Here is a 19,191-nt window from a genome sequence, read left to right as displayed (position 1 = left end):
CTTTTTGCTAAGTCGGAACAGAGGTATAGCCTCAGCGGTGGGACCGGGGAATAATAAAAATAACTGCCATATACAGGGAATTGTCATGACCGAAGCGTTTGAACTCGCCCACTCACCGGAGCCTGCCAGCTGGCTGGAAACAAAGCTGGCCCCTCAGTGTCAGCGCCATCCGGGGCTGAGCGGCATCCATCCCCTCAGCGACGGGCTGGATGCGTTCGCTGCACGCTATCTGCTGATGCAAAAGGCGGCGCGGTCACTCGATATTCAGTACTACATCTGGCAAAACGATCTCTCTGGCCGCCTGCTGTTCAGCGCCATGCTGGAGGCGGCGCGCCGCGGCGTGAAGGTACGACTGCTGCTGGATGATAACAATACGCCAGGCCTGGATGACACCCTTGCTCAGCTCAACCGCCACCCCAATATTGAGGTGCGGCTCTTCAATCCTTTCTCTTTTCGCACCCTGCGCGCACTGGGCTATCTCACTGACTTCGCCCGTCTTAACCGGCGGATGCACAACAAAAGCTTTACCGTGGATGGTGTCACCACCATTGTGGGCGGGCGCAACATTGGCGATGAATATTTCGGCACCGGTAATGAGCCGCTGTTTGCCGATCTCGACGTCATGGCGATTGGGCCGGTAGTCAGCGAGGTGGCCGGGGATTTTGAACGCTACTGGCACAGTAAGCCGGTCGCGCCGCTGCAGCAGGTGCTGGATGATGATGAACCGGACGAGGATAGCGTGAGCCTGCCCGCCGAATGGCGTCACAGTGAGCCTGTGCAGCGCTATCTTCAGCGGCTGGAAAACGCGTCGCTGCTGCAGGAGATGGCGCAGGGCACGCTGGATCTGACCTGGGCAAAAGCGCGTCTGCTGAGTGATGACCCGCGCAAGGGGCTGGGTAAAGCGCGCGCGAAAAGCCTGCTGCCGCAGCGTATGCTGGAGGTGATTGGCACGCCACAAGAGCAGTTCGATATTATCTCAGCTTACTTTGTGCCGACCCGCGCGGGCGTCGCTCAGCTGCTGGCGCTGAAACGCAAAGGGGTGAAGATCGCCATTCTGACCAATTCGCTGGCGGCCAATGACGTATCGATTGTTCATGCCGGTTACGCCCGGTGGCGCAAAAAGCTGCTGCGTCACGGCATTGCGCTTTATGAGCTGAAACCGCAGGCGGCCATGCAGGATGCGCCGCACGACCGGGGGTTAACCGGTAACTCGGGCTCCAGCCTGCACGCAAAAACGTTCTCGGTGGATCAAAAGACGTTGTTTATCGGCTCCTTTAACTTCGATCCGCGCTCAGCGGTGCTGAATACTGAAATGGGGCTGGTGATTGAGAGTGCGGCGCTGGCCGGAGAAACGCACCAGCGCTTCAGTCAGTCGATGCGTGATCGGGCCTGGACACTGCGGCTGGATAAGTGGGGGCGGGTGAACTGGCTGGAGTATCCGGACGAGCCGCAGCAGATTGTGCATAAGCACGAACCGGACTGCTCCTGGTGGCAACGACTGCAGGTGCGGCTGGTGTGGCGACTGCCGATTGAGTGGCTGCTGTAAGCCTGCGCCTGCGTGCGCACTTGCACAGGCACATGCGCAGGCTCATCCCGGAGGCGTTGCTTCATGGCGACCATTACTCCAGGGCGGGACTCTCACAGGCGACTGCCCGACGTAAAGCGATGGGAGGCTGTACCTGTAGCAAAGCATAGCGGGCCAGGGATGGCCCGCGCTGAGCCTGCCAGGGATGGCGGTTTTGCGTCTTTGCGTAAGGCACAGCCTCCCTGAGCCTGCTCACAAGGCGCCCGACGATGAAAGCCCGTGCGCCCTGTCTCCCATGCTTCGTCAGACCTCTTTACGCTCAAACTTCCCCGAAAACAGGAACCGCAGCAGTGGAATGCGCAGGTGGATCTCATACAGCAGAAACGCGATGCCAAACACCATCAGTAAGCCGACAAAGAACCCCAGCGTGTTGTTTTCAATCCGTGGCGTGACATAAATGCCATACAGCAGCGTCAGCGGATGGTGCACCAGATAGATAAACAGCGACGCATTAACCAGATACATAATGCGCGGCGAATGTGCATTCAGCAGCTTATGACCAAAGCAGAAGCAGACATTCAGCATGCAGAGCCCCATCAGCGTGGTAATCAGCGCATCAAGCTCATACAGCCAGCCATCGCCACTGCTCAGACGCTGATTGGTGCAGTAGGCGATAAACAGCAGCAGCGCGCCAATCCACATCACCGGATTAAACCGCACAAACAGCGCTTTCAGCGGCGGATGTTTCCACGCCAGCGCGCCCAGCATAAAGAAGGGCAGGTAGAAGAGCGTCTGCATCACGATGATATTGAACAGACCATCCATCAGCCAGGCGGGCTGGAAGATAAACACCAGACGGCGGAACACACACCAGAGCAGGGCCCAGGCCAGTACACCCACCGTCAGCGTACCCCAGCCGACCCGCGTGTAGTCGATGGCGCGGTGCTGGTCGCGCAGCCAGCGAAACGTCACCATACCCAGCGTAGTCAGCATCACCAGCACCACCAGAAACCACAGGTGTGAAATCAGCTCCCACATCAGGTTATTGAACTTCTGATAGGGGGTGAAGCGGGGCCAGTCGGCCAGTTTATCTGTCCAGGCTTTCAGCATGAAAAATTGTGGCAGCGTAATCAGCGGCACCGCAGTGAGCATGGGGATCCCGACGCGTTCCAGACGCACCTTCAGGAAACGCCGCGGCTGATAGCGCAGATAGAGCATGTAGGAGAAATAACCCGAGATAACAAAGAACACCTGCATGCGAAATGCATGAATAAAATCATTCAGCAGCGTCAGCCATAACGAGGCTTCCTGGCTGTTCACTGCCCATTTCTGCGCGGAGTAGATGAGGGAAACGTGAAACGGTACCCCCAGCAACATCAGGTAGGCGCGGATAGAGTCGAGGAAATATTCACGTTCAGGTTTTACAGTACTCATAAAGTTCCAGTTCGTTAGTACGGTTAGCCAGTTTCACCCTGAAACCGGATTATGTCCGGGTAAAATTCTACCTGCCATAAACCGGGTATACTATCAGTGGAATCCGTAGTGTCTAATTGTCCTAAAAGTAGCGTTAAGCCTGACGAAATGCGGGAACAATGTTGCGCATAAGCTGTCGGAAAACCGAATAATCCTTTAAGATAAACGGGTTTGATTTAAGCACACGAAAGGGGGGGATGTGCTGACTAAAGAAAAAAATAAAGCCGGACTGATGAAGGTACGCTGGATTGGTACTGCGGTTCTGCTGGCGTTATATGCCAATAACAGTTGGGCGTTTAACATTGATGATGTTGCCACACAAGCCAAAGCGTTGGCAGGGAAAAGCTTCGAAGCGCCTAAAAGCAATTTACCCTCTCAATTTCGTGAAATGAAATTTGCTGACTATCAGCAGATCCAGTTTAACCACGATAAAGCGTACTGGGGCAAACTGCGCACGCCGTTCAAGCTGGAGTTCTATCACCAGGGGATGTATTTCGATACCCCGGTGCAGATCAACGAAGTGACCGCCAGCGCGGTGCGTGAGATCAAATACAGCCCCGATTATTTCAATTTCGGTAACGTAAAACATGACGCTGACGCCGTTAAAAACCTCGGTTTTGCCGGTTTCAAAGTGCTTTACCCGCTTAATAACAAGGGTAAAAACGATGAGATCGCCAGCTTCCTGGGCGCCAGCTATTTCCGTGTAATCGGTGCCGGTCAGGTCTATGGCCTCTCGGCGCGTGGACTCGCCATCGACACGGCATTGCCGTCCGGTGAAGAGTTCCCGCGTTTCAAAGAGTTCTGGATTGAGCGTCCGAAACCTCAGGACAAACAGCTGGTGATCTATGCGCTGCTCGATTCGCCTCGTGCGACGGGTGCGTATCGCTTCGTGCTGCGTCCGGGTGAAGCCTCTACCGTGGATGTGCAGTCCAAAGTTTACCTGCGTGATAACGTCGGCAAACTGGGTATTGCTCCGCTGACCAGTATGTTCCTGTTTGGCCAGAACCAGCCATCGACAGTGAATAACTTCCGTCCGGCGCTGCATGACTCTGACGGCCTCTCTATCCACAATGGCAACGGAGAGTGGATCTGGCGTCCGCTGAACAACCCGCGTCATCTGGCGGTGAGCACTTACACTATCGAGAATCCGAAAGGCTTTGGTCTGCTGCAGCGCGGGCGTGACTTCAGCAACTATCAGGATCTGGATGACCGCTATGACCTGCGCCCAAGCGGCTGGGTGGAGCCATTAGGCGACTGGGGTAAAGGCCGGGTTGAACTGGTTGAGATCCCGACGGCCGATGAAACCAACGATAACATCGTTGCGTTCTGGACGCCGGAGACGCTGCCAGAGCCTGGCAAAGAGATGAACTTCAAATATCGCCTGCACTTCTCACGCGACGAGAAGCAGCTGCACTCGGATGACATTGCCTGGGTCAAAAACACCCTGCGCTCAGCGGGTGACGTGAAGCAGTCGAACCTGGTGCGTCAGCCGGATGGCACCGTGGCTTTCACCATCGACTTCGTGGGTAAAGACATGAGCAAGATGGCGGAAAACAGTCAGGTGACCCCGCAGGTCAGCGTCGGTAAAAACGCTGAAGTGGTTGAGCAGAGCGTACGTTATAACCCGGTCACTAAAGGCTGGCGTCTGGTGTTGCGTCTGCGTGTGAAAGATGCCAAGCAGTCCACCGAAATGCGTGCGGCGCTGGTTAGCGGCGACAAGACATTGACGGAAACCTGGAGCTATCAGTTACCTGCCAATGAATAAATCGACTTTTACACCTCAACGTTATGTGGAATCTCTGCCGCTGGATGCGGCAGGGAAGTCTCGCCTGAGCGTCTCATTGCAGAATGCCAGTGCGTTTCACTTCATTCATGATGTGCTGGGCAGGGATGTCGCAGCCAGTGACCGTCCCGACGATGCGCCGTTAAAATCGGTCTCATCGCGGGTGGAAATGGCCTGGCCCGATGCACTGGCGGGCGGTCAGCAGCTAGGTAAAGATTACCTCGACCGCACCACGCTGAAGGCGATGCCCAAAGTCAAACGTTCACTGATGTTCCCGGAAGCGTGGCGCACCAACCCGGTTGCCCGCGCCTGGGACTCTCTGCGTGGACGCAAATCTGTGCCGCGCTACGCCAGTGCGGAAGAGCAGCGAGCCGAAGAGAAGTGGCGTCATGTCGGTTCGATACGTCGCTACATTCTGCTGATCCTGACGATTTTCCAGACCGTGGTCGCCACCTGGTACATGAAGAGCATTCTGCCCTATCAGGGCTGGACGCTGCTGGACCCGATGGAGATGATCAACCAGAACTGGCAGCAGTCAGTGATGCAGATCCTGCCGTATGTGCTGCAGACCGGCATCCTGTTCCTGTTTGCCATTCTGTTCTGCTGGGTGTCAGCCGGTTTCTGGACCGCCCTGATGGGCTTCCTGCAGCTGCTGATTGGGCGCGATAAATACAGCATCTCCTACTCCACGGTCGGGGATGAGCCGCTGAATCCGGCGCATCGCACCGCGCTGATTATGCCGATCTGTAATGAAGACGTAGAGCGTGTTTACGCCGGTCTGCGTGCGACCTGGGAGTCTGTGGTTCGCACCGGTAACGCAGAGCACTTTGACGTCTACATCCTCAGTGACAGCTACGATGCGGATATCGCCGTTGCCGAACAGAAAGCCTGGATGGAACTGGTCCGTGACGTCGGTGGGGCAGGCAAGATCTTCTATCGCCGTCGCCGTCGTCGTGTGAAGCGTAAAAGCGGCAACATCGATGACTTCTGTCGTCGCTGGGGCAGCAACTACAGCTACATGGTCGTGCTGGATGCCGATAGCGTCATGAGTGGCGAGTGCCTGACCGGCCTGGTGCGTATGATGGAGGCTAACCCGAACGCCGGGATCATCCAGTCGTCGCCGAAAGCCTCAGGAATGGATACGCTCTATGCGCGCTGTCAGCAGTTCGCGACCCGCGTCTATGGTCCGCTGTTTACCGCCGGTCTGCACTTCTGGCAGCTGGGCGAGTCGCACTACTGGGGGCATAACGCCATTATCCGCGTGAAACCCTTCATCGAGCACTGTGCGCTGGCGCCATTACCGGGCGAAGGGTCGTTTGCGGGCTCGATTATGTCGCATGACTTCGTCGAGGCGGCACTGATGCGTCGTGCCGGCTGGGGCGTCTGGATCGCCTATGACCTGCCGGGCTCTTATGAAGAACTGCCGCCGAACCTGCTGGATGAGCTGAAGCGTGACCGCCGCTGGTGCCACGGTAACCTGATGAACTTCCGTCTGTTCCTGGTAAAAGGGATGCACCCGGTTCACCGCGCGGTGTTCCTGACCGGCGTGATGTCCTACCTGTCAGCTCCGCTGTGGTTCCTGTTCCTGGCGCTTTCCACGGCCCTGCAGGTCGTGCATACGCTTATGGAGCCGACCTACTTCCTGCAGCCGCGACAGCTCTTCCCGGTCTGGCCGCAGTGGCGTCCGGAGCTGGCGATAGCGCTGTTCTCGACCACGATGGTGCTTCTGTTCCTGCCGAAGCTGCTGAGCGTGGTGCTGATCTGGTTTAAAGGGGCGAAGCCTTACGGTGGCGCACTGCGCGTACTGTTGTCACTGGTGCTGGAAACGCTGTTCTCGGTGCTGCTGGCCCCGGTGCGCATGCTGTTCCACACCGTGTTTGTGGTCAGCGCTTTCCTTGGCTGGGAAGTCGTCTGGAACTCCCCGCAGCGTGATGACGATGCGACGCCATGGGGCGAGGCGTTCAAACGTCACGGTTCACAGATGGCACTGGGTCTGGTGTGGGCAATTGGTATGGGACTGCTGGATCTCAACTTCCTGTGGTGGCTGGCACCGATCGTCTTCTCCCTGATCCTGTCACCGTTTGTGTCGGTGATGTCGAGCCGTGCAACGCTGGGCCTGAAGAGCAAGCGCGCGAAGCTGTTCCTGATCCCGGAAGAGTCTTCACCGCCGCAGGAGCTGGTGGACACCGACCGCTATCTGCAGCTCAACCGCGAGCGTGTACTGGAGAACGGCTTTATGCACGCGCTGTTCCATCCGGCGTTTAACGCGCTGGCGACAGCGCTGGCGACTTCACGTCACCGGCAGAGTCAGTTACTCGACTACGCTCGCGACCGTCGTGTCGATCAGGCGCTGAGCGATGCACCGGAAAAACTCAGCCGCGACCAGCGTCTGCAGCTGATCAGCGATCCGGTGGTGCTGGCCCGCGTCCATACCCGACTGTGGGAAAATGCGGAGAAGTATCACCAGTGGGTAGAGAGTTATCAGAAACTGACGCTCAACCCTAACGCGCTGGCAAAAAACGCGTAATCTGAAAAAGCGGCAGCGATGCCGCTTTTTTTATGGGATTAAAACAGGGCGGGGATGATAATTTACTCGCAGGCCGTCACCGCATGCCGCGCGTGACACTCTCTGGGGCAGGTAAAGGCGGGTTTTGTGGTGAAACGAGTTTTAAAGGCAGGTGTTATCGCTCTTGCGGTGCTCTGCTTAAGCGGATGCGGCAGTATTATCAGCCGAACCGTGCCCGGACAGGGACACGGTAATCAGTACTATCCGGGCGTACAGTGGGATGTACGCGACAGCGGATGGCGGGTGCTGACCATCCTTGATCTGCCCCTGTCGCTGGTGCTGGACACCCTGCTGTTGCCAGTGGATGCCAGCCATGGTCCTTACGAATAACCGCGATCGGAGTCGCTGTTATCATCTTCCCACTCCTGAGCCGCGGCTTCACCCTCTTCGGTGTCCAGCGGCGGCTCCAGCTGAAACTCGCCGTCGTCCCACTCGTGCAGGGTGTTTTCCGCTAACCACTCCTGACGCAGTTCCACTTCGTCAAAATCAGCGTCAAAAATAGCCTGAGCAGCTTCACCGGTGCGGTAAGGAAGGCATTCGCCTGCGTCACCTTCGTCGACCAGGAACTCAGCCTGCCACATGATATCGCCATCCTGCATCACATACTTTTGCAGGCCGAACTGGCTGACCGACGCCTCTTCTTCATCCACTTCAGGGTTATTTGCGAGAAACTCCTCACGTGCAGCATCAATCGCTTCCTCTAAGGTACTGTACATGCTCATCGATCTTCTCCTTACCGGGTTCACTTGATTTCAGTGAAGAATAGACGAAATTTGCCGGAGGGAAAGGGCGGGGGCGTGTAACTGGCGGGAAATAAACCACTTCCCGCCAGCAGCGGGATTAACGCATTTTTTGCGGGAAGTGCAGAACCGGCTGTACCGACTCATGAATAACCGGTGCCGCGTAGCGAATACAGCATTTGATGCAGGGTTTAACTTTCTTAAAATTGATTCTGGCGATGGATAAGGCCTGGCTGAGATTATACAGGGTGCCGATAAAAATCATCTGCTCCTTGCCGGGCATCCGCCTGCATCCCTGACGATGAAGAAAATGGTAGTTCTCCTGATCGGTCGTAATGGTGACGTAATAGTAGAGACCTTTACTCATATTAGGGATCCCCTGAGGTTCGCTGTGTGAAATCGTTTTTTTATAATTGAGCTGAAGTCGTTAAAAGCCTGAATGTCACTGCTGAAATTACCGTTAAGTCGGAACAGGTTCAAATGCAATAACGGCATATCGGGCTGTTAAATTTTTGTAAAAATGAATATGTCGGCGGCTTGAATGACAATCCCTTGTTAATTAAGTTAATTTTAGTGGATTGATAAGCGACCAGAAAGCATTAAGCCTGGCTAAATAGGAATAGGCCTGGTGATAAAAATAATTAGCGCCAGCGGAAATTAAAGCAGGATAATTAAAATCTGATGAATGTCTGCCAGAATATGCAGCAGGCGGCTTACTGTAGTTGTAATAAATAAGCCGGGCTGATTGAATGCGGTGGAAATCAGCGTCTCCTGCGAGCGTATCTGATAATAACTGGATCGTTAAACCGGGAAGCCGCAATATCGGTCAGCCGCGCGATTGATTTATCGGGACAGAGCATTGCAGCAGAAGAGGCGCTAAACGGCCGTGAGACCGTTTAGCGTGGCAGATTAATAGCGGGAGGGTTCGCCTTGCGGACGGGTTTTAAAGCGGCGATGCAGCCACATATATTGCTCAGGTGCCAGCAGCACACCCTCTTCAACCACTTTGTTCATCCTGGCCGCGGTGACTTCATCGTTTTCCAGCGTAAATTCGCTGCGGATGTCGGGCAGAATCATCAGTTCATAGCCCCGGCCACCAGGCAGACGACGCGGCACAAACGGAATGACAGCGGGGTTACCGGCGCGGATCAGCAGATGGGTCCCCACCGTCGTTGCCGCCTTTTCCACGCCAAAGAAGGGCACAAAGACGCTGCTGCGCGGGCCATAGTCGTGATCGGGGGCATACCAGATAATGTCCCCCTGCTTCAGGGCGCGGATCATTCCTTTGAGATCCTTACGGTCGAGCATGCTTTTGTTTGACCGCATGCGACCTTTGACCTGCAGCCAGTCAATCAGCTTGTTGTCATTGGGGCGATAGACGCCAATGCCAGGATTGTGGATGCCAAACATGCGCGCGCCGATCTCCAGCGTCAGAAAGTGCATGCCGATGAGCAGCACACCGCGCTGGTTGTCGCGCGCGGCCTGAATATGCTCCAGCCCGGAGGGCTTATGCCATTTGTTAATACGCCAGTCGGGCCAGAACCACGCCATGCCGGTTTCAATCAGGCCCATGCCGACGGATTCGAAATTATGTTTCACCATCGCCTCACGCTCATTGACCGGCATTTCCGGAAAACTTAATTCCAGATTACGCCGGGCGATGCTGACGCGACGATTCATAAAGCGCATGGCGATACGGCCAATATTGCAGCCGAGCACATAGAGCAGGGGATAAGGAAGGAGCACCAAAAGATAAAGAAAAGCGATACCCAGCCAGGTCAGCCAATAGCGCGGGTGAAGCAGTTCTCGTGAAAACTGAGGCAACTGAGTCATGTGAAGGTTAATTTTCCTGCGTCATGCACCCTGCGGTGCTGATATCTCATTGATTTACACTATTGTGCCAGTTTTTAACGTTCGCTTAAATATCGCTGATGGAACCGCGCCTCAATGAGCGGGGAGAAAGCCGCCGCGAGTGCCGGAAAAAACAGCAACTGATGATGGGTCCTGACGCAACGCTTTGCATACACCTGAAATCAGGTATCATGTGCCCGCTAATTTTCTCCTATTGATAACAGGAAAGAACACCATGCCAGTGTTACATAACCTCGTTTCCAATAAAGAGCTGAAGGCGCGCATGCTGGCTGAAACTGAGCCGCGCACCACTGTCTCTTTTTATAAGTATTTTCAGATTGCCGATCCTAAAGCCTTCCGCGATGCGCTCTATGTTGGCCTGACCGCCCTCAAGGTGTTTGGTCGCGTCTATGTTGCCCATGAAGGCATCAACGCGCAGATCAGCGTGCCCGCCAGCCAGTATGAAAAGATGAAGGCCTGGCTGTATGCGTTCGATCCGGCGCTGAACAACCTGCGTATGAACGTCGCACTGGATGATGATGGAAAGTCGTTCTGGGTACTGCGCCTGAAAGTGCGCGATCGCATCGTGGCGGACGGTATTGAGGACAGCAGCTTCGACGCAAGCAATGTCGGTCACTACCTGAAAGCGGCGGAAGTGAACGCCATGCTGGACGATCCGGACGCGCTGTTTGTCGATATGCGAAACCACTACGAATATGAAGTGGGCCGTTTTGACAACGCGCTGGAAGTGCCGGCAGACACCTTCCGTGACCAGCTGCCGATGGCCGTGGATATGCTCAGGGAACAGAAAGATAAAAAGATCGTCATGTACTGCACCGGCGGCATCCGCTGCGAAAAGGCCAGTGCCTGGATGCGGCATAACGGTTTTGAAGATGTCTATCATATCGAAGGTGGCATCATCGAGTACGCCCGCCGCGCCCGTGAACAGGGCTTGCCGGTCAGATTCAAAGGCAAAAACTTTGTCTTTGATGAGCGGATGGGGGAGCGGATTTCTGACGATGTGCTGGCAAACTGCCATCAGTGCGGTGAGCCCTGCGATACCCACGTCAACTGCGTGAATGACGGCTGTCATCTGCTGTTTATTCAGTGCAAGAGCTGCGCAGAGAAGTTTGAGAACTGCTGCAGTCCGATCTGTCAGGAAGAGGCGAAGCTCTCTCCGGAAGAGCAGCGCGCCCGTCGTGCCGGACGAGAGAATGGCAATAAAATCTTTAACAAGTCGCGTGGCCTGTTAAACATGACCATTCCCGCGCCGAAGAAGTCATAGAGCGGTAAACGTGGCCGCCTGAACGCTGATTCAGGCGGCCTGCGGCTTTACTGGCGCACACCTTCCACCGAGATCATCAGCTGAACCTTCTGCGAGGCTGGCCCCAGATCTTTCGTTATATTGAAATCTTTCAGCGCAATTTCACCTTCCGCTTCAAAGCCTGCACGATAACCGCCCCACGGATCTTTGCCTTCACCCAGCTTCTTCGCCTCCAGCGTCACCGGCTTCGTGACGCCGTTCAGCGTCAGATCGCCGGTAATCTCTAATTCATCGCCCTCTTTCTTCACCGACGTGGATTTAAAAGTCGCCTGCGGATTTTTACTGCTGTTCAGGAAATCCGTGCTGCGCAGATGTTTGTCACGTTCGGCATGGTTGGTATCCACGCTGCTGGTATTAATCGTCACCTCGACTTTATCGGCGGCAGGGTTCTTCTCATCAAAGGTGAAGCGGCCATCGAAATCCTTAAAGGTTCCGTAGAGCCAGCTGTAACCCAGATGCTGGATGCGAAACTGAATAAAGGCGTGCTGCCCCTCTTTATCAATTTTGTAGTCAGCGGCACTGGCACTCAGGGAACCGAGCAGCAGGCTGGCCGCGGTCATCGTCAGCAGACTTTTCTTCAACATATTATCTGTCCTTTTCAGAGGGTAAGGGGAGGCGTAAACCTGACATCCGTTTTAAGGTGTTATCGCGATCGATAACATGGTGTTTTATTGCAGCCAGACCGTGCAGGATCGACAGGATCACCACACTCCAGGCCAGCCAGAGGTGAATATCGCCTGCGAGGTCGGCCTGCTCGCCTGCACCGCTGAACAGGGCAGGCAGCGTAAACCAGCTGAACACGGCGATGGGTTTACCGTCGGCGGTGGAGATGAGATAGCCGCTGATCAGAATGGCCAGCAGCAGGGTATAAAGTAACAGGTGTGCCACGACAGAACTGATGCGCACCAGAGGGGAATGGCTGCTCAGCGGCCTGGGCGGCGGCGAAATAACGCGCCACACCAGGCGGATAATCAGCGTCAGTAACAGCAGCACGCCAATACTTTTATGAATTTCCGGGGCGTCGTGATACCAGCTGTCGTAATAGCCCAGACCGACCATCCATAACCCCAGCGCAAACATGCCATAAATGGCCAGCGCCATCGACCAGTGCAGCAGCACAGCAACCCGGCCAAACTGATGCGGTGTATTACGTAATAACATAATCTGAGCGTCACGTAGAAATAATATGAAATAAGCATCCACATTATGAAATATAAAAGCAATCGCCCTTACGCTTCTATAAAATTAAAAAAATCATCGGAAAAGGTTGAATAAAAAGGCAGGGAAATGGGCAATATTACTGAATAATAATTTTGATGAGGGGAAAACGGTCAACCTCATTCCGCCCAAATGAACAATCGGGGCGAAATAAAGGCGAATTTTTGTCAGGGAAATTCAGCTTGCGTCAATCTTTGTCAGCAGGATGGCACCCTGTGATGCCATCCGTTTGCAGAGTCAGAAACGCGAAAGGCGGAACGGAGAGAGATCAAAGGAAAAGGGTTTCTGCTGCGCAAATTCTGCGGCCAGTTCGCCCAGCACGCTGGCAAATTTAAAGCCGTGTCCGCTGAGTCCGGTTATCAGCAGGCGATTGGGTTCACCCGGCAGCGTATCAATAATAAAATCTTCATCCGGGCTGAAGTCGTAGCTGCACGCTTCACCATGCAGACAGACACCGACGCCCGGTAAGAACTGGCGCAGGAAGCCAAAAGCTTCACTGCCATCTGCCGCCACGGCACCGAAGGGTTTACGATCTTCAGGCTGCTGCATCGGCTGTCCGCCATCGTGACGACCCACTTTCAGAGCGTTATTGTCAGCCGGGAAGCCATAGAACTGGCTGCCATCACGCATCTCGACGGTAAAGCCCGGGAACCTGTTGTTCTCGCTGTAGCGACCATCAGCCTGATACCAGGCAAACACCTTACGGGTAGGGGCAACCGGCAGATTCGGGATGAGTTTTCCGACCCAGGTACCGGCGCTGACCACCATTTTACGGCCGCGATAGACACCATCCAGCGTTGTAACCTGCTGAAGGTCGCCATCCCGTCCCAGTTCTGAGACCGGGCAGTTGAACAGCTGGGCACAGCCTGCCTGCTCCGCCAGCTGAACCCAGCTGCGCACCGCCTGTTCACATTTCAGGAAGCCCGACTGCGGCTCAAATACGCCCAGGTAGCCCTCTGGTACGTTAATCTGTGGCCAGCGTTGACGCACTTCCCCGGGCTGCATCACCTCAATGTTCAGCTCCCAGCGGCTTGCGCTGTCGATAACGTTGCGGATAAAAGGGGAGTCGTGAGGGGCGAGGTTAAGTACGCCGCTGCGATGCATAATGCGCTCACCGGCTCGCTGTTCCAGTTCATCCCACAGCGTCTGCGCCCGCAGTACCAGCGGCACATAACGTTCGCCTTCGCCGTAAGCGTGACGAATCAGACGGCTCTCGCCATGATGCGTGCCCTGATTGTGAGGAGGGTGGGCACTGTCGATCATTAATACCGAGAGGCCTGCCTGGGTGGCATAGTAGCCAGCCGCCGCACCTACTGAGCCGCTGCCAACGACGATAAGATCATAAATCATGGTAACTACGCTCTAAGAGTCAGATAATCAACAGCATACCGAAACAGAAACGAAAAAGGCACCCCTGAGGGTGCCCCTTTGATGTGGCAGAAACTAATGCTTACTTAGGAGTCGTTCCATCTGCTCGGCGGATTCAATCTTGGCGATGCCTGCTTCGAGGATCGAGATGAACTGCCTTGCCACATCCGTTGTCAGCCAGTAGGTGGGGCCAACATCCGCTTCTTCTTCTTTTTGATCCTGCGACGACAGCGAGTGCAGGCGGATCATCATGGCGTCATAGCTATCAACGGTACTGATATCCCAGCCCACCAGCGGGTGAGTCTGAATAACGTCTTTTCTTCTGTCCATTATAACCTCCTTATTACTCGTTAAACGAAGTGCATGATGAGGTTCAATGCGGCTTTTTTATTCCGATAGCGAAACAATTATAACAGTAAACCCGGGTGTCACTGTTTAAAAAATGCCGTGAGTCAGCTTCTCACAGAATATTCGCTTTTAACAGGCAGGAGTCAAAAAATAAAATGCCTGGCAGGCAGGCATTTTTTTACGATTCAGTGGGCAGGCGAAAAGCGGGACAGGCCGCCGGTTCAGAGCGCCGGGCTGTCTGGCACGATGCCGCCGACGCGTTTCTGCAGGGACTCTGCCAGACGGGCAAAATGTTGCTGAAGCTGTTCATCATGGTTTTGATTCTGGGCTTCCAGCGACAGATTGTGCACCAGCAGCTGGCTGGCACGATCGTCAAGACAGAAAATCAGACTGGAAAAGGCATTTTCCAGCACCGTTAAACGACGCTGCTGATCACCAATCAGTGCTAACAACTCACCAAAGGTCATCGCCTCTTCCGGTTTATCAGTAGTCATGGTGTCGCACCTCCTGTTATGCGTGACGAGCGCAAGGATAGGGCATTGATCAGTAAGAGTCTAGATGCATGAAGAGGGAAGTGCGAGAGGGGAGAAAAGATAAAAAAACCGGGTGGCGACACCCGGAAAAAAAAGCACAGTGGCGGTTAATCAGTAATGAACCAGTCGTCAGCACTCTCCCACGTCTGTTGCAGGATTTCGCTGATCTGGTCGCGCGTCTCTTTTCCACCGCCCAGCACGCTGAGATTATTGGCACTGGCATAACGTACCTTGACGTGATTGGTCGAGTCAGGGAACTGTTCGTCAATGCGGCGCGACAGTTCATCGCTTAACGCCTCTATCGCGCCAGCAGGAAGAGGTCGGGTATTTGATACGGTAATTTCAACACGCATAGCAGCCTCCGGATAAGATACTGTACATATTTACAGTATCCATCCGCCGGAGGCAAGCAAAATTATGCAACGCGCCAGTTGAGCGTTTCACCCGCGAGGAAAGGAATCAGAGCGTCACTGCCCAGCGAGATGGACGCCGGCACCTGCCAGGGCTCACGCACCAAGGTAATTGTGCCTTCATTCAGCGGCAGGCCATAGAAACGCGGGCCGTTTTCAGAACAGAACGCTTCGAAGTGCTCCAGCGCATTCAGCTCTTCAAACACGGTCGCGTAGGCCGCCAGCGAGGTCGGCGCATTAAATACGCCCGCGCAGCCACAGGCAGACTCTTTAAGATGCTGCAGATGCGGAGCGGTGTCGGTGCCGAGGAAGAAACGCGGATGACCGCTGGCCACGACCCTGCGCAGCGCGTCCTGATGCACATTGCGCTTGAGAATCGGCAGGCAGTAAAGATGCGGGCGAATTCCGCCCACCAGCATGTGGTTGCGGTTAAACATCAGGTGCTGCGGCGTAATGGTCGCGCCGAGCGTCTCATCGGCAGCAGCGACATAATCCGCGGCATCCTGGGTGGTGATGTGCTCCATCACCACTTTCAGCCCCGGAAACTGACTGCGCAGCGGCACCATCACCGTGTCAATGAAGCGGGCTTCGCGATCAAAAATGTCGATATGGGCATCGGTGACTTCGCCATGAACCAGCAGCGGCATACCCAGCTGCTGCATCCGCTCCAGCACGCGGGCGATGGAGGCGATATTGGTAACGCCGTGGCTGGAGTTGGTGGTGGCATGAGCCGGATAGAGCTTGGCGGCGGTAAACAGACCGGATGTGAAGCCACGCTCAAGCTCATCCGGGTCCAGTGAGTCAGTGAGATAACAGGTCATCAGCGGCGTAAAGGCATGATCGGCGGGCAGCGCGGCCAGGATGCGGTCGCGGTACGCTTCTCCTGCTGCCACGCTGGTCACCGGCGGCACCAGGTTAGGCATCACGATGGCACGACCATTAACCGCGCTGGTGTAGGGCAGGACCGTTTTAAGCATCTCATCGTCACGCAGATGAATGTGCCAGTCGTCAGGGCGACGCAGGGTAAGTTGCTGAGGTTGTGCTGTCATCAGTGAAGCTCCGGCAGAAAGGAAACAGAAGGCATGTTTTGGCCGGGGTCTAAGCATAAGGATTCAGGCAACCGTTTGCACCTGCTTTTTCTGCTGACAGCAAAAATCCGCGCCGGATGGCGCGGCAATCGGGATTACTGCGTGAAGGGGATAACCAGTTCGCCCGGTCTGACTTCCAGTCCTTTGGCAAATTTTTTCGCCAGTGACTCACCTTTACTGCGGTCAGCGCTGAGACGGTAAGCCGGGTTTTGATCGAAATAGCTCTTCAGCGACTGATTCAGATAAGGCGTCAGGGTTTTCATGATGGCGGCCATTTTCTCCGGCGCCACCTGTGCGTCGGTTATCTCCAGATCGCGCAGAAAGATCGCCCCCTGCTGTGGGTCATAGACGGGCTGTGCGCGCATCGTCAGCTGCATGTCAGCCTGCTGCGGGCCGAACAGAGAGGTGACATTAATCTTTGCATTGCCGGAGAGCGACACTTTGCCAGGTTCTGCGCGGCCGATCTGGCTGGTGAGATTATTCAGGACAATATGCGCATTGACCAGACCGGACACGCCAATGTCTTTCTCGTAGTTGTTATGCTTTTGCAGCGCCTGATTCACTTCCTGTTCGCTGATGGTGTACTGGGTCAGTTGATTGCAGCCGCTCACCAGCAGCACAAACATCAGGGCAGTCAGCCCGAAAAATACCTTTTTCATCGTTCTATATCCTGAATAACAAAGTCAGTTAACAGGATATAGCCTGCCTGAATGCGTGAGAGGTGTCATCAGAAAAGGGATGAGAAACGCCGCGGCGTCTCTCATCCGGGCGGGATTACTGCGCAATAGACGAGAGCAGATTGACCTGGGTCTGTTTGGCCATATTGTCACGGTAGTCAGCGACTCGTGCTGGCCAGTCGATGCCCGGAACCAGCGTCAGGGAGCGCAGCAGCGGGAAGAGGCTGAAATCATCTTCCGACAGCTCGCCGTTAACCGCATTAGGCTGGACGATCAGGCCGTCCAGTTTGCGCAGATCGCCGCTGACTTTTTTGATCAGTCCGGCCGAATGCGTTTTCAGCTCCTCGAAATCACCGATGCTGGCCTGCTTTTTCGCGCGGAAATAGTCACGTGCCGCCGGGGTGGCAAACTCCGCAAAAGGGGCCTCGGCAATGCGCGGCAGCAGCAGCTTATTCACGTAGCTGTTCATGTGACGCAGCCAGTCGCCAATGGCCGGATTGAGCGCACCGGTAATCAGCGGTTTGCCATCCTGCTGGTCGACATAATGCACAATCTCCATGCTTTCCGGCATCGCGCTGCCATCCTTTTTCTGCAGGACAGGCGCCATTTTCTGGCCAATCAGTCGCTGAGGCGTCTCTTCATCGTCATTGAGCATGACCACCAGCTCAACCGGCAAATTCTTCAGACCAAAAATCATGCGCGCTTTCACACAGAAGGGGCAGTGGTCGTAGATATAGAGCTTCATCCTGATCTCCCTCGTTTACAGGTTAATGTTTAACAGAGTGAATCATTTCATCCTGTTTCGGGCGCCTGAAAAGTATGGAAGAGATTCCCCCTCCCGGCAAACCAGCCCGACAGATGGGCCGGGCTGAACGAGCGTTGATGACGCCTGAGCAGGGGCGTCTGCGCGGTGATAATGGAACAAAATCAACCTCTTTACGGCAAAAAATCCGTAATGTTTTACCGCAGCCCAGGCGGCGGTTATAGTGAAAGCCAGATAATGACGGCTTTCACTCTCAGCCATTGATTTCAGGAGTCAGGATGTTTGGCTATCGTTCTGCCGCGCCCAGGGTGCGCTTAACCACCGATCGGCTGGTGGTCCGTCTGGTTCACGAACGTGATGCCTGGCGAATGGCAGATTACTACGCGGAAAACCGCCTGTTTTTAAAACCGTGGGAGCCGGTGCGCGATGACAGTCACTGCTATCCCTCCGGCTGGCAGGCGCGGCTGGGGCTGATCGCCGACATGCATAAGCAGGGCTCGGCCTTCTATTTTATTCTGATGGACAGCGAAGAAACCGAAGTGCGCGGCGTAGCCAACTTCAGCAACGTACTGCGCGGTTCCTTTCACGCCTGTTATCTCGGCTATTCGCTGGGCGAAAAGTGGCAGGGACAGGGGCTGATGTTTGAAGCGTTACAGTCTGCTATCCGCTACATGCAGCGTCAGCAGCATATTCACCGCATCATGGCGAACTACATGCCGCACAACCAGCGCAGCGGCGACCTGCTGGCGCGCCTCGGTTTTGAAAAAGAGGGATATGCGAAAGACTATCTGCTGATTGACGGACGCTGGCAGGATCACGTGCTGACAGCATTAACCCAGCGGGAATGGACGCCTGACCGGCGTGGACAATAATGAGGACGCAAGCATGAAGATGGCTTTATCGGCGCAGGCGCTGCGCGTGCTGGGCTGCCTGCTGGAGAAGCAGGTTACCACGCCGGAACAGTATCCGCTGTCACTGAATGGGGTCGTGGTGGCCTGTAACCAGAAATCAAACCGCGAGCCGGTGATGGAGCTGAGTGAAAGCGCGGTGCAGGATGAACTCGATCAGCTGGTGAAGCGGCATCTGGTTACCGCCAGCAGCGCGTCCGGTCAGCGGGTCGTGAAATATGAGCAGCGTTTCTGTAACTCCGCCTTTGGCACGCTGAAGCTGAACAGCGCCGAAGTTGCCGTGCTGACGTTACTGATGCTGCGCGGTCCGCAGACGCCAGGCGAACTGCGCACCCGCAGCGGCCGTCTTCATGAGTTCAGTGACGTCAGCGAAACAGAACAGACGCTGGAAGGCCTGATGCAGCGTGACGACAGCGCCCGGGTGATCCGCCTGGCGCGCGAGCCGGGCAAGCGCGAAAGCCGCTTTATGCATCTGCTGGCCGGGGAGAGCGACACGCCACTGGCCGCCGAAGAGCCGGAAGAGCAGGGCGATCTGGCGAGGCGTGTGGCCACCCTGGAACAGCAGGTCGCCCGGCTTCAGGCGCAGCTCACTCAACTGCTGCAGCCGGAGCATTAA

Annotated in this window: 20 protein-coding genes; 7 read left to right on the top strand and 13 right to left on the bottom strand. The window is 55.3% G+C overall.

Features of this window, described 5'->3' with window-relative positions; genetic code table 11:
* Nucleotides 1–85 precede the first annotated feature (85 nt).
* A complete protein-coding gene (locus tag F3I47_RS03785) occupies nt 86–1,546 on the top strand; it encodes a phospholipase D family protein (protein WP_009090917.1) in 1,461 nt (486 codons plus the stop codon).
* 282 nt (nt 1,547–1,828) lie between these two features.
* Here F3I47_RS03785 and mdoC read toward each other — a convergent pair whose 3' ends face one another.
* A complete protein-coding gene (gene mdoC, locus F3I47_RS03780) occupies nt 1,829–2,959 on the bottom strand; it encodes a glucans biosynthesis protein MdoC (RefSeq protein ID WP_111208047.1) in 1,131 nt (376 codons plus the stop codon).
* A gap of 268 nt (nt 2,960–3,227) precedes the next feature.
* Here mdoC and F3I47_RS03775 point away from each other — a divergent pair, with 268 nt between their 5' ends.
* The 3 genes from F3I47_RS03775 to F3I47_RS03765 all read left to right on the top strand — a co-directional run bounded on the left by F3I47_RS03775 (nt 3,228) and on the right by F3I47_RS03765 (nt 7,677).
* Nucleotides 3,228–4,763, top strand: a complete 1,536-nt coding sequence (locus F3I47_RS03775) for a glucan biosynthesis protein G (protein WP_181161904.1) — start codon at nt 3,228–3,230, stop codon at nt 4,761–4,763.
* Nucleotides 4,756–7,308 carry a glucans biosynthesis glucosyltransferase MdoH gene (gene mdoH / locus F3I47_RS03770; protein WP_009090914.1) on the top strand — a complete coding sequence of 851 codons (2,553 nt, stop codon included), beginning with the start codon at nt 4,756–4,758 and terminating at the stop codon, nt 7,306–7,308. Before F3I47_RS03775 ends, mdoH begins: the two co-directional genes overlap by 8 nt.
* A gap of 129 nt (nt 7,309–7,437) precedes the next feature.
* Nucleotides 7,438–7,677: a YceK/YidQ family lipoprotein gene (locus F3I47_RS03765; RefSeq protein ID WP_033736571.1), complete on the top strand. Its 240-nt coding sequence runs from the start codon at nt 7,438–7,440 to the stop codon at nt 7,675–7,677.
* Here F3I47_RS03765 and F3I47_RS03760 read toward each other — a convergent pair.
* The 3 genes from F3I47_RS03760 to F3I47_RS03750 form a co-directional block, all read right to left on the bottom strand.
* Entirely contained in the window at nt 7,668–8,069 is a 402-nt protein-coding gene (locus F3I47_RS03760) for a MysB family protein (RefSeq protein WP_009090912.1), read from the bottom strand. The genes F3I47_RS03765 and F3I47_RS03760 overlap by 10 nt on opposite strands.
* A gap of 118 nt (nt 8,070–8,187) precedes the next feature.
* Complete coding sequence (locus tag F3I47_RS03755; RefSeq protein WP_009090911.1) at nt 8,188–8,454, bottom strand: hypothetical protein; 267 nt, start codon at nt 8,452–8,454, stop codon at nt 8,188–8,190.
* Nucleotides 8,455–8,996: 542 nt separating this feature from the next.
* Nucleotides 8,997–9,920 carry a Kdo(2)-lipid IV(A) acyltransferase gene (locus tag F3I47_RS03750; protein WP_009090910.1) on the bottom strand — a complete coding sequence of 308 codons (924 nt, stop codon included), beginning with the start codon at nt 9,918–9,920 and terminating at the stop codon, nt 8,997–8,999.
* A 253-nt stretch (nt 9,921–10,173) separates the two neighbouring features.
* Between F3I47_RS03750 and F3I47_RS03745 the strand changes: the two genes are divergently transcribed.
* Entirely contained in the window at nt 10,174–11,223 is a 1,050-nt protein-coding gene (locus tag F3I47_RS03745) for a rhodanese-related sulfurtransferase (RefSeq protein ID WP_009090909.1), read from the top strand.
* Between the two features lie 47 nt (nt 11,224–11,270).
* On the opposite strand, the gene F3I47_RS03740 is transcribed toward F3I47_RS03745, so the two are convergent.
* The 9 genes from F3I47_RS03740 to grxB all read right to left on the bottom strand — a co-directional run bounded on the left by F3I47_RS03740 (nt 11,271) and on the right by grxB (nt 17,649).
* A complete protein-coding gene (locus F3I47_RS03740; protein WP_150029752.1) occupies nt 11,271–11,843 on the bottom strand; it encodes a YceI family protein in 573 nt (190 codons plus the stop codon).
* 4 nt (nt 11,844–11,847) lie between these two features.
* Nucleotides 11,848–12,423: a cytochrome b gene (locus tag F3I47_RS03735; RefSeq protein ID WP_033736338.1), complete on the bottom strand. Its 576-nt coding sequence runs from the start codon at nt 12,421–12,423 to the stop codon at nt 11,848–11,850.
* A 294-nt stretch (nt 12,424–12,717) separates the two neighbouring features.
* Nucleotides 12,718–13,830: an N-methyl-L-tryptophan oxidase gene (gene solA, locus F3I47_RS03730; protein ID WP_111207938.1), complete on the bottom strand. Its 1,113-nt coding sequence runs from the start codon at nt 13,828–13,830 to the stop codon at nt 12,718–12,720.
* 93 nt (nt 13,831–13,923) lie between these two features.
* Nucleotides 13,924–14,178 (bottom strand): biofilm formation regulator BssS, encoded by a 255-nt coding sequence (gene bssS, locus F3I47_RS03725; protein WP_009090905.1) that lies wholly within the window; start codon nt 14,176–14,178, stop codon nt 13,924–13,926.
* Between the two features lie 239 nt (nt 14,179–14,417).
* Complete coding sequence (locus F3I47_RS03720) at nt 14,418–14,690, bottom strand: hypothetical protein (protein ID WP_009090903.1); 273 nt, start codon at nt 14,688–14,690, stop codon at nt 14,418–14,420.
* Between the two features lie 146 nt (nt 14,691–14,836).
* Nucleotides 14,837–15,082, bottom strand: coding sequence for a DNA damage-inducible protein I (gene dinI, locus F3I47_RS03715; protein WP_003849907.1), 246 nt, complete (start codon nt 15,080–15,082; stop codon nt 14,837–14,839).
* A 62-nt stretch (nt 15,083–15,144) separates the two neighbouring features.
* Nucleotides 15,145–16,188 (bottom strand): dihydroorotase, encoded by a 1,044-nt coding sequence (pyrC, locus tag F3I47_RS03710; RefSeq protein ID WP_009090901.1) that lies wholly within the window; start codon nt 16,186–16,188, stop codon nt 15,145–15,147.
* 134 nt (nt 16,189–16,322) lie between these two features.
* Complete coding sequence (locus F3I47_RS03705) at nt 16,323–16,886, bottom strand: lipoprotein (protein WP_150029683.1); 564 nt, start codon at nt 16,884–16,886, stop codon at nt 16,323–16,325.
* 115 nt (nt 16,887–17,001) lie between these two features.
* Nucleotides 17,002–17,649 carry a glutaredoxin 2 gene (gene grxB / locus F3I47_RS03700; RefSeq protein WP_009090897.1) on the bottom strand — a complete coding sequence of 216 codons (648 nt, stop codon included), beginning with the start codon at nt 17,647–17,649 and terminating at the stop codon, nt 17,002–17,004.
* Nucleotides 17,650–17,945: 296 nt separating this feature from the next.
* Between grxB and rimJ the strand changes: the two genes are divergently transcribed.
* The gene (gene rimJ / locus F3I47_RS03695; RefSeq protein WP_009090895.1) at nt 17,946–18,539 is read left to right on the top strand and encodes a ribosomal protein S5-alanine N-acetyltransferase; all 594 of its coding nucleotides are present in this window, start codon (nt 17,946–17,948) and stop codon (nt 18,537–18,539) included.
* A gap of 13 nt (nt 18,540–18,552) precedes the next feature.
* Nucleotides 18,553–19,191 (top strand): DUF480 domain-containing protein, encoded by a 639-nt coding sequence (locus tag F3I47_RS03690; protein WP_150029682.1) that lies wholly within the window; start codon nt 18,553–18,555, stop codon nt 19,189–19,191.

Source organism: Pantoea sp. M_10 (assembly GCF_008631515.1).
Lineage (GTDB): Bacteria > Pseudomonadota > Gammaproteobacteria > Enterobacterales > Enterobacteriaceae > Pantoea > Pantoea anthophila.
This window is presented reverse-complemented; position numbering and strand designations above follow the sequence as displayed.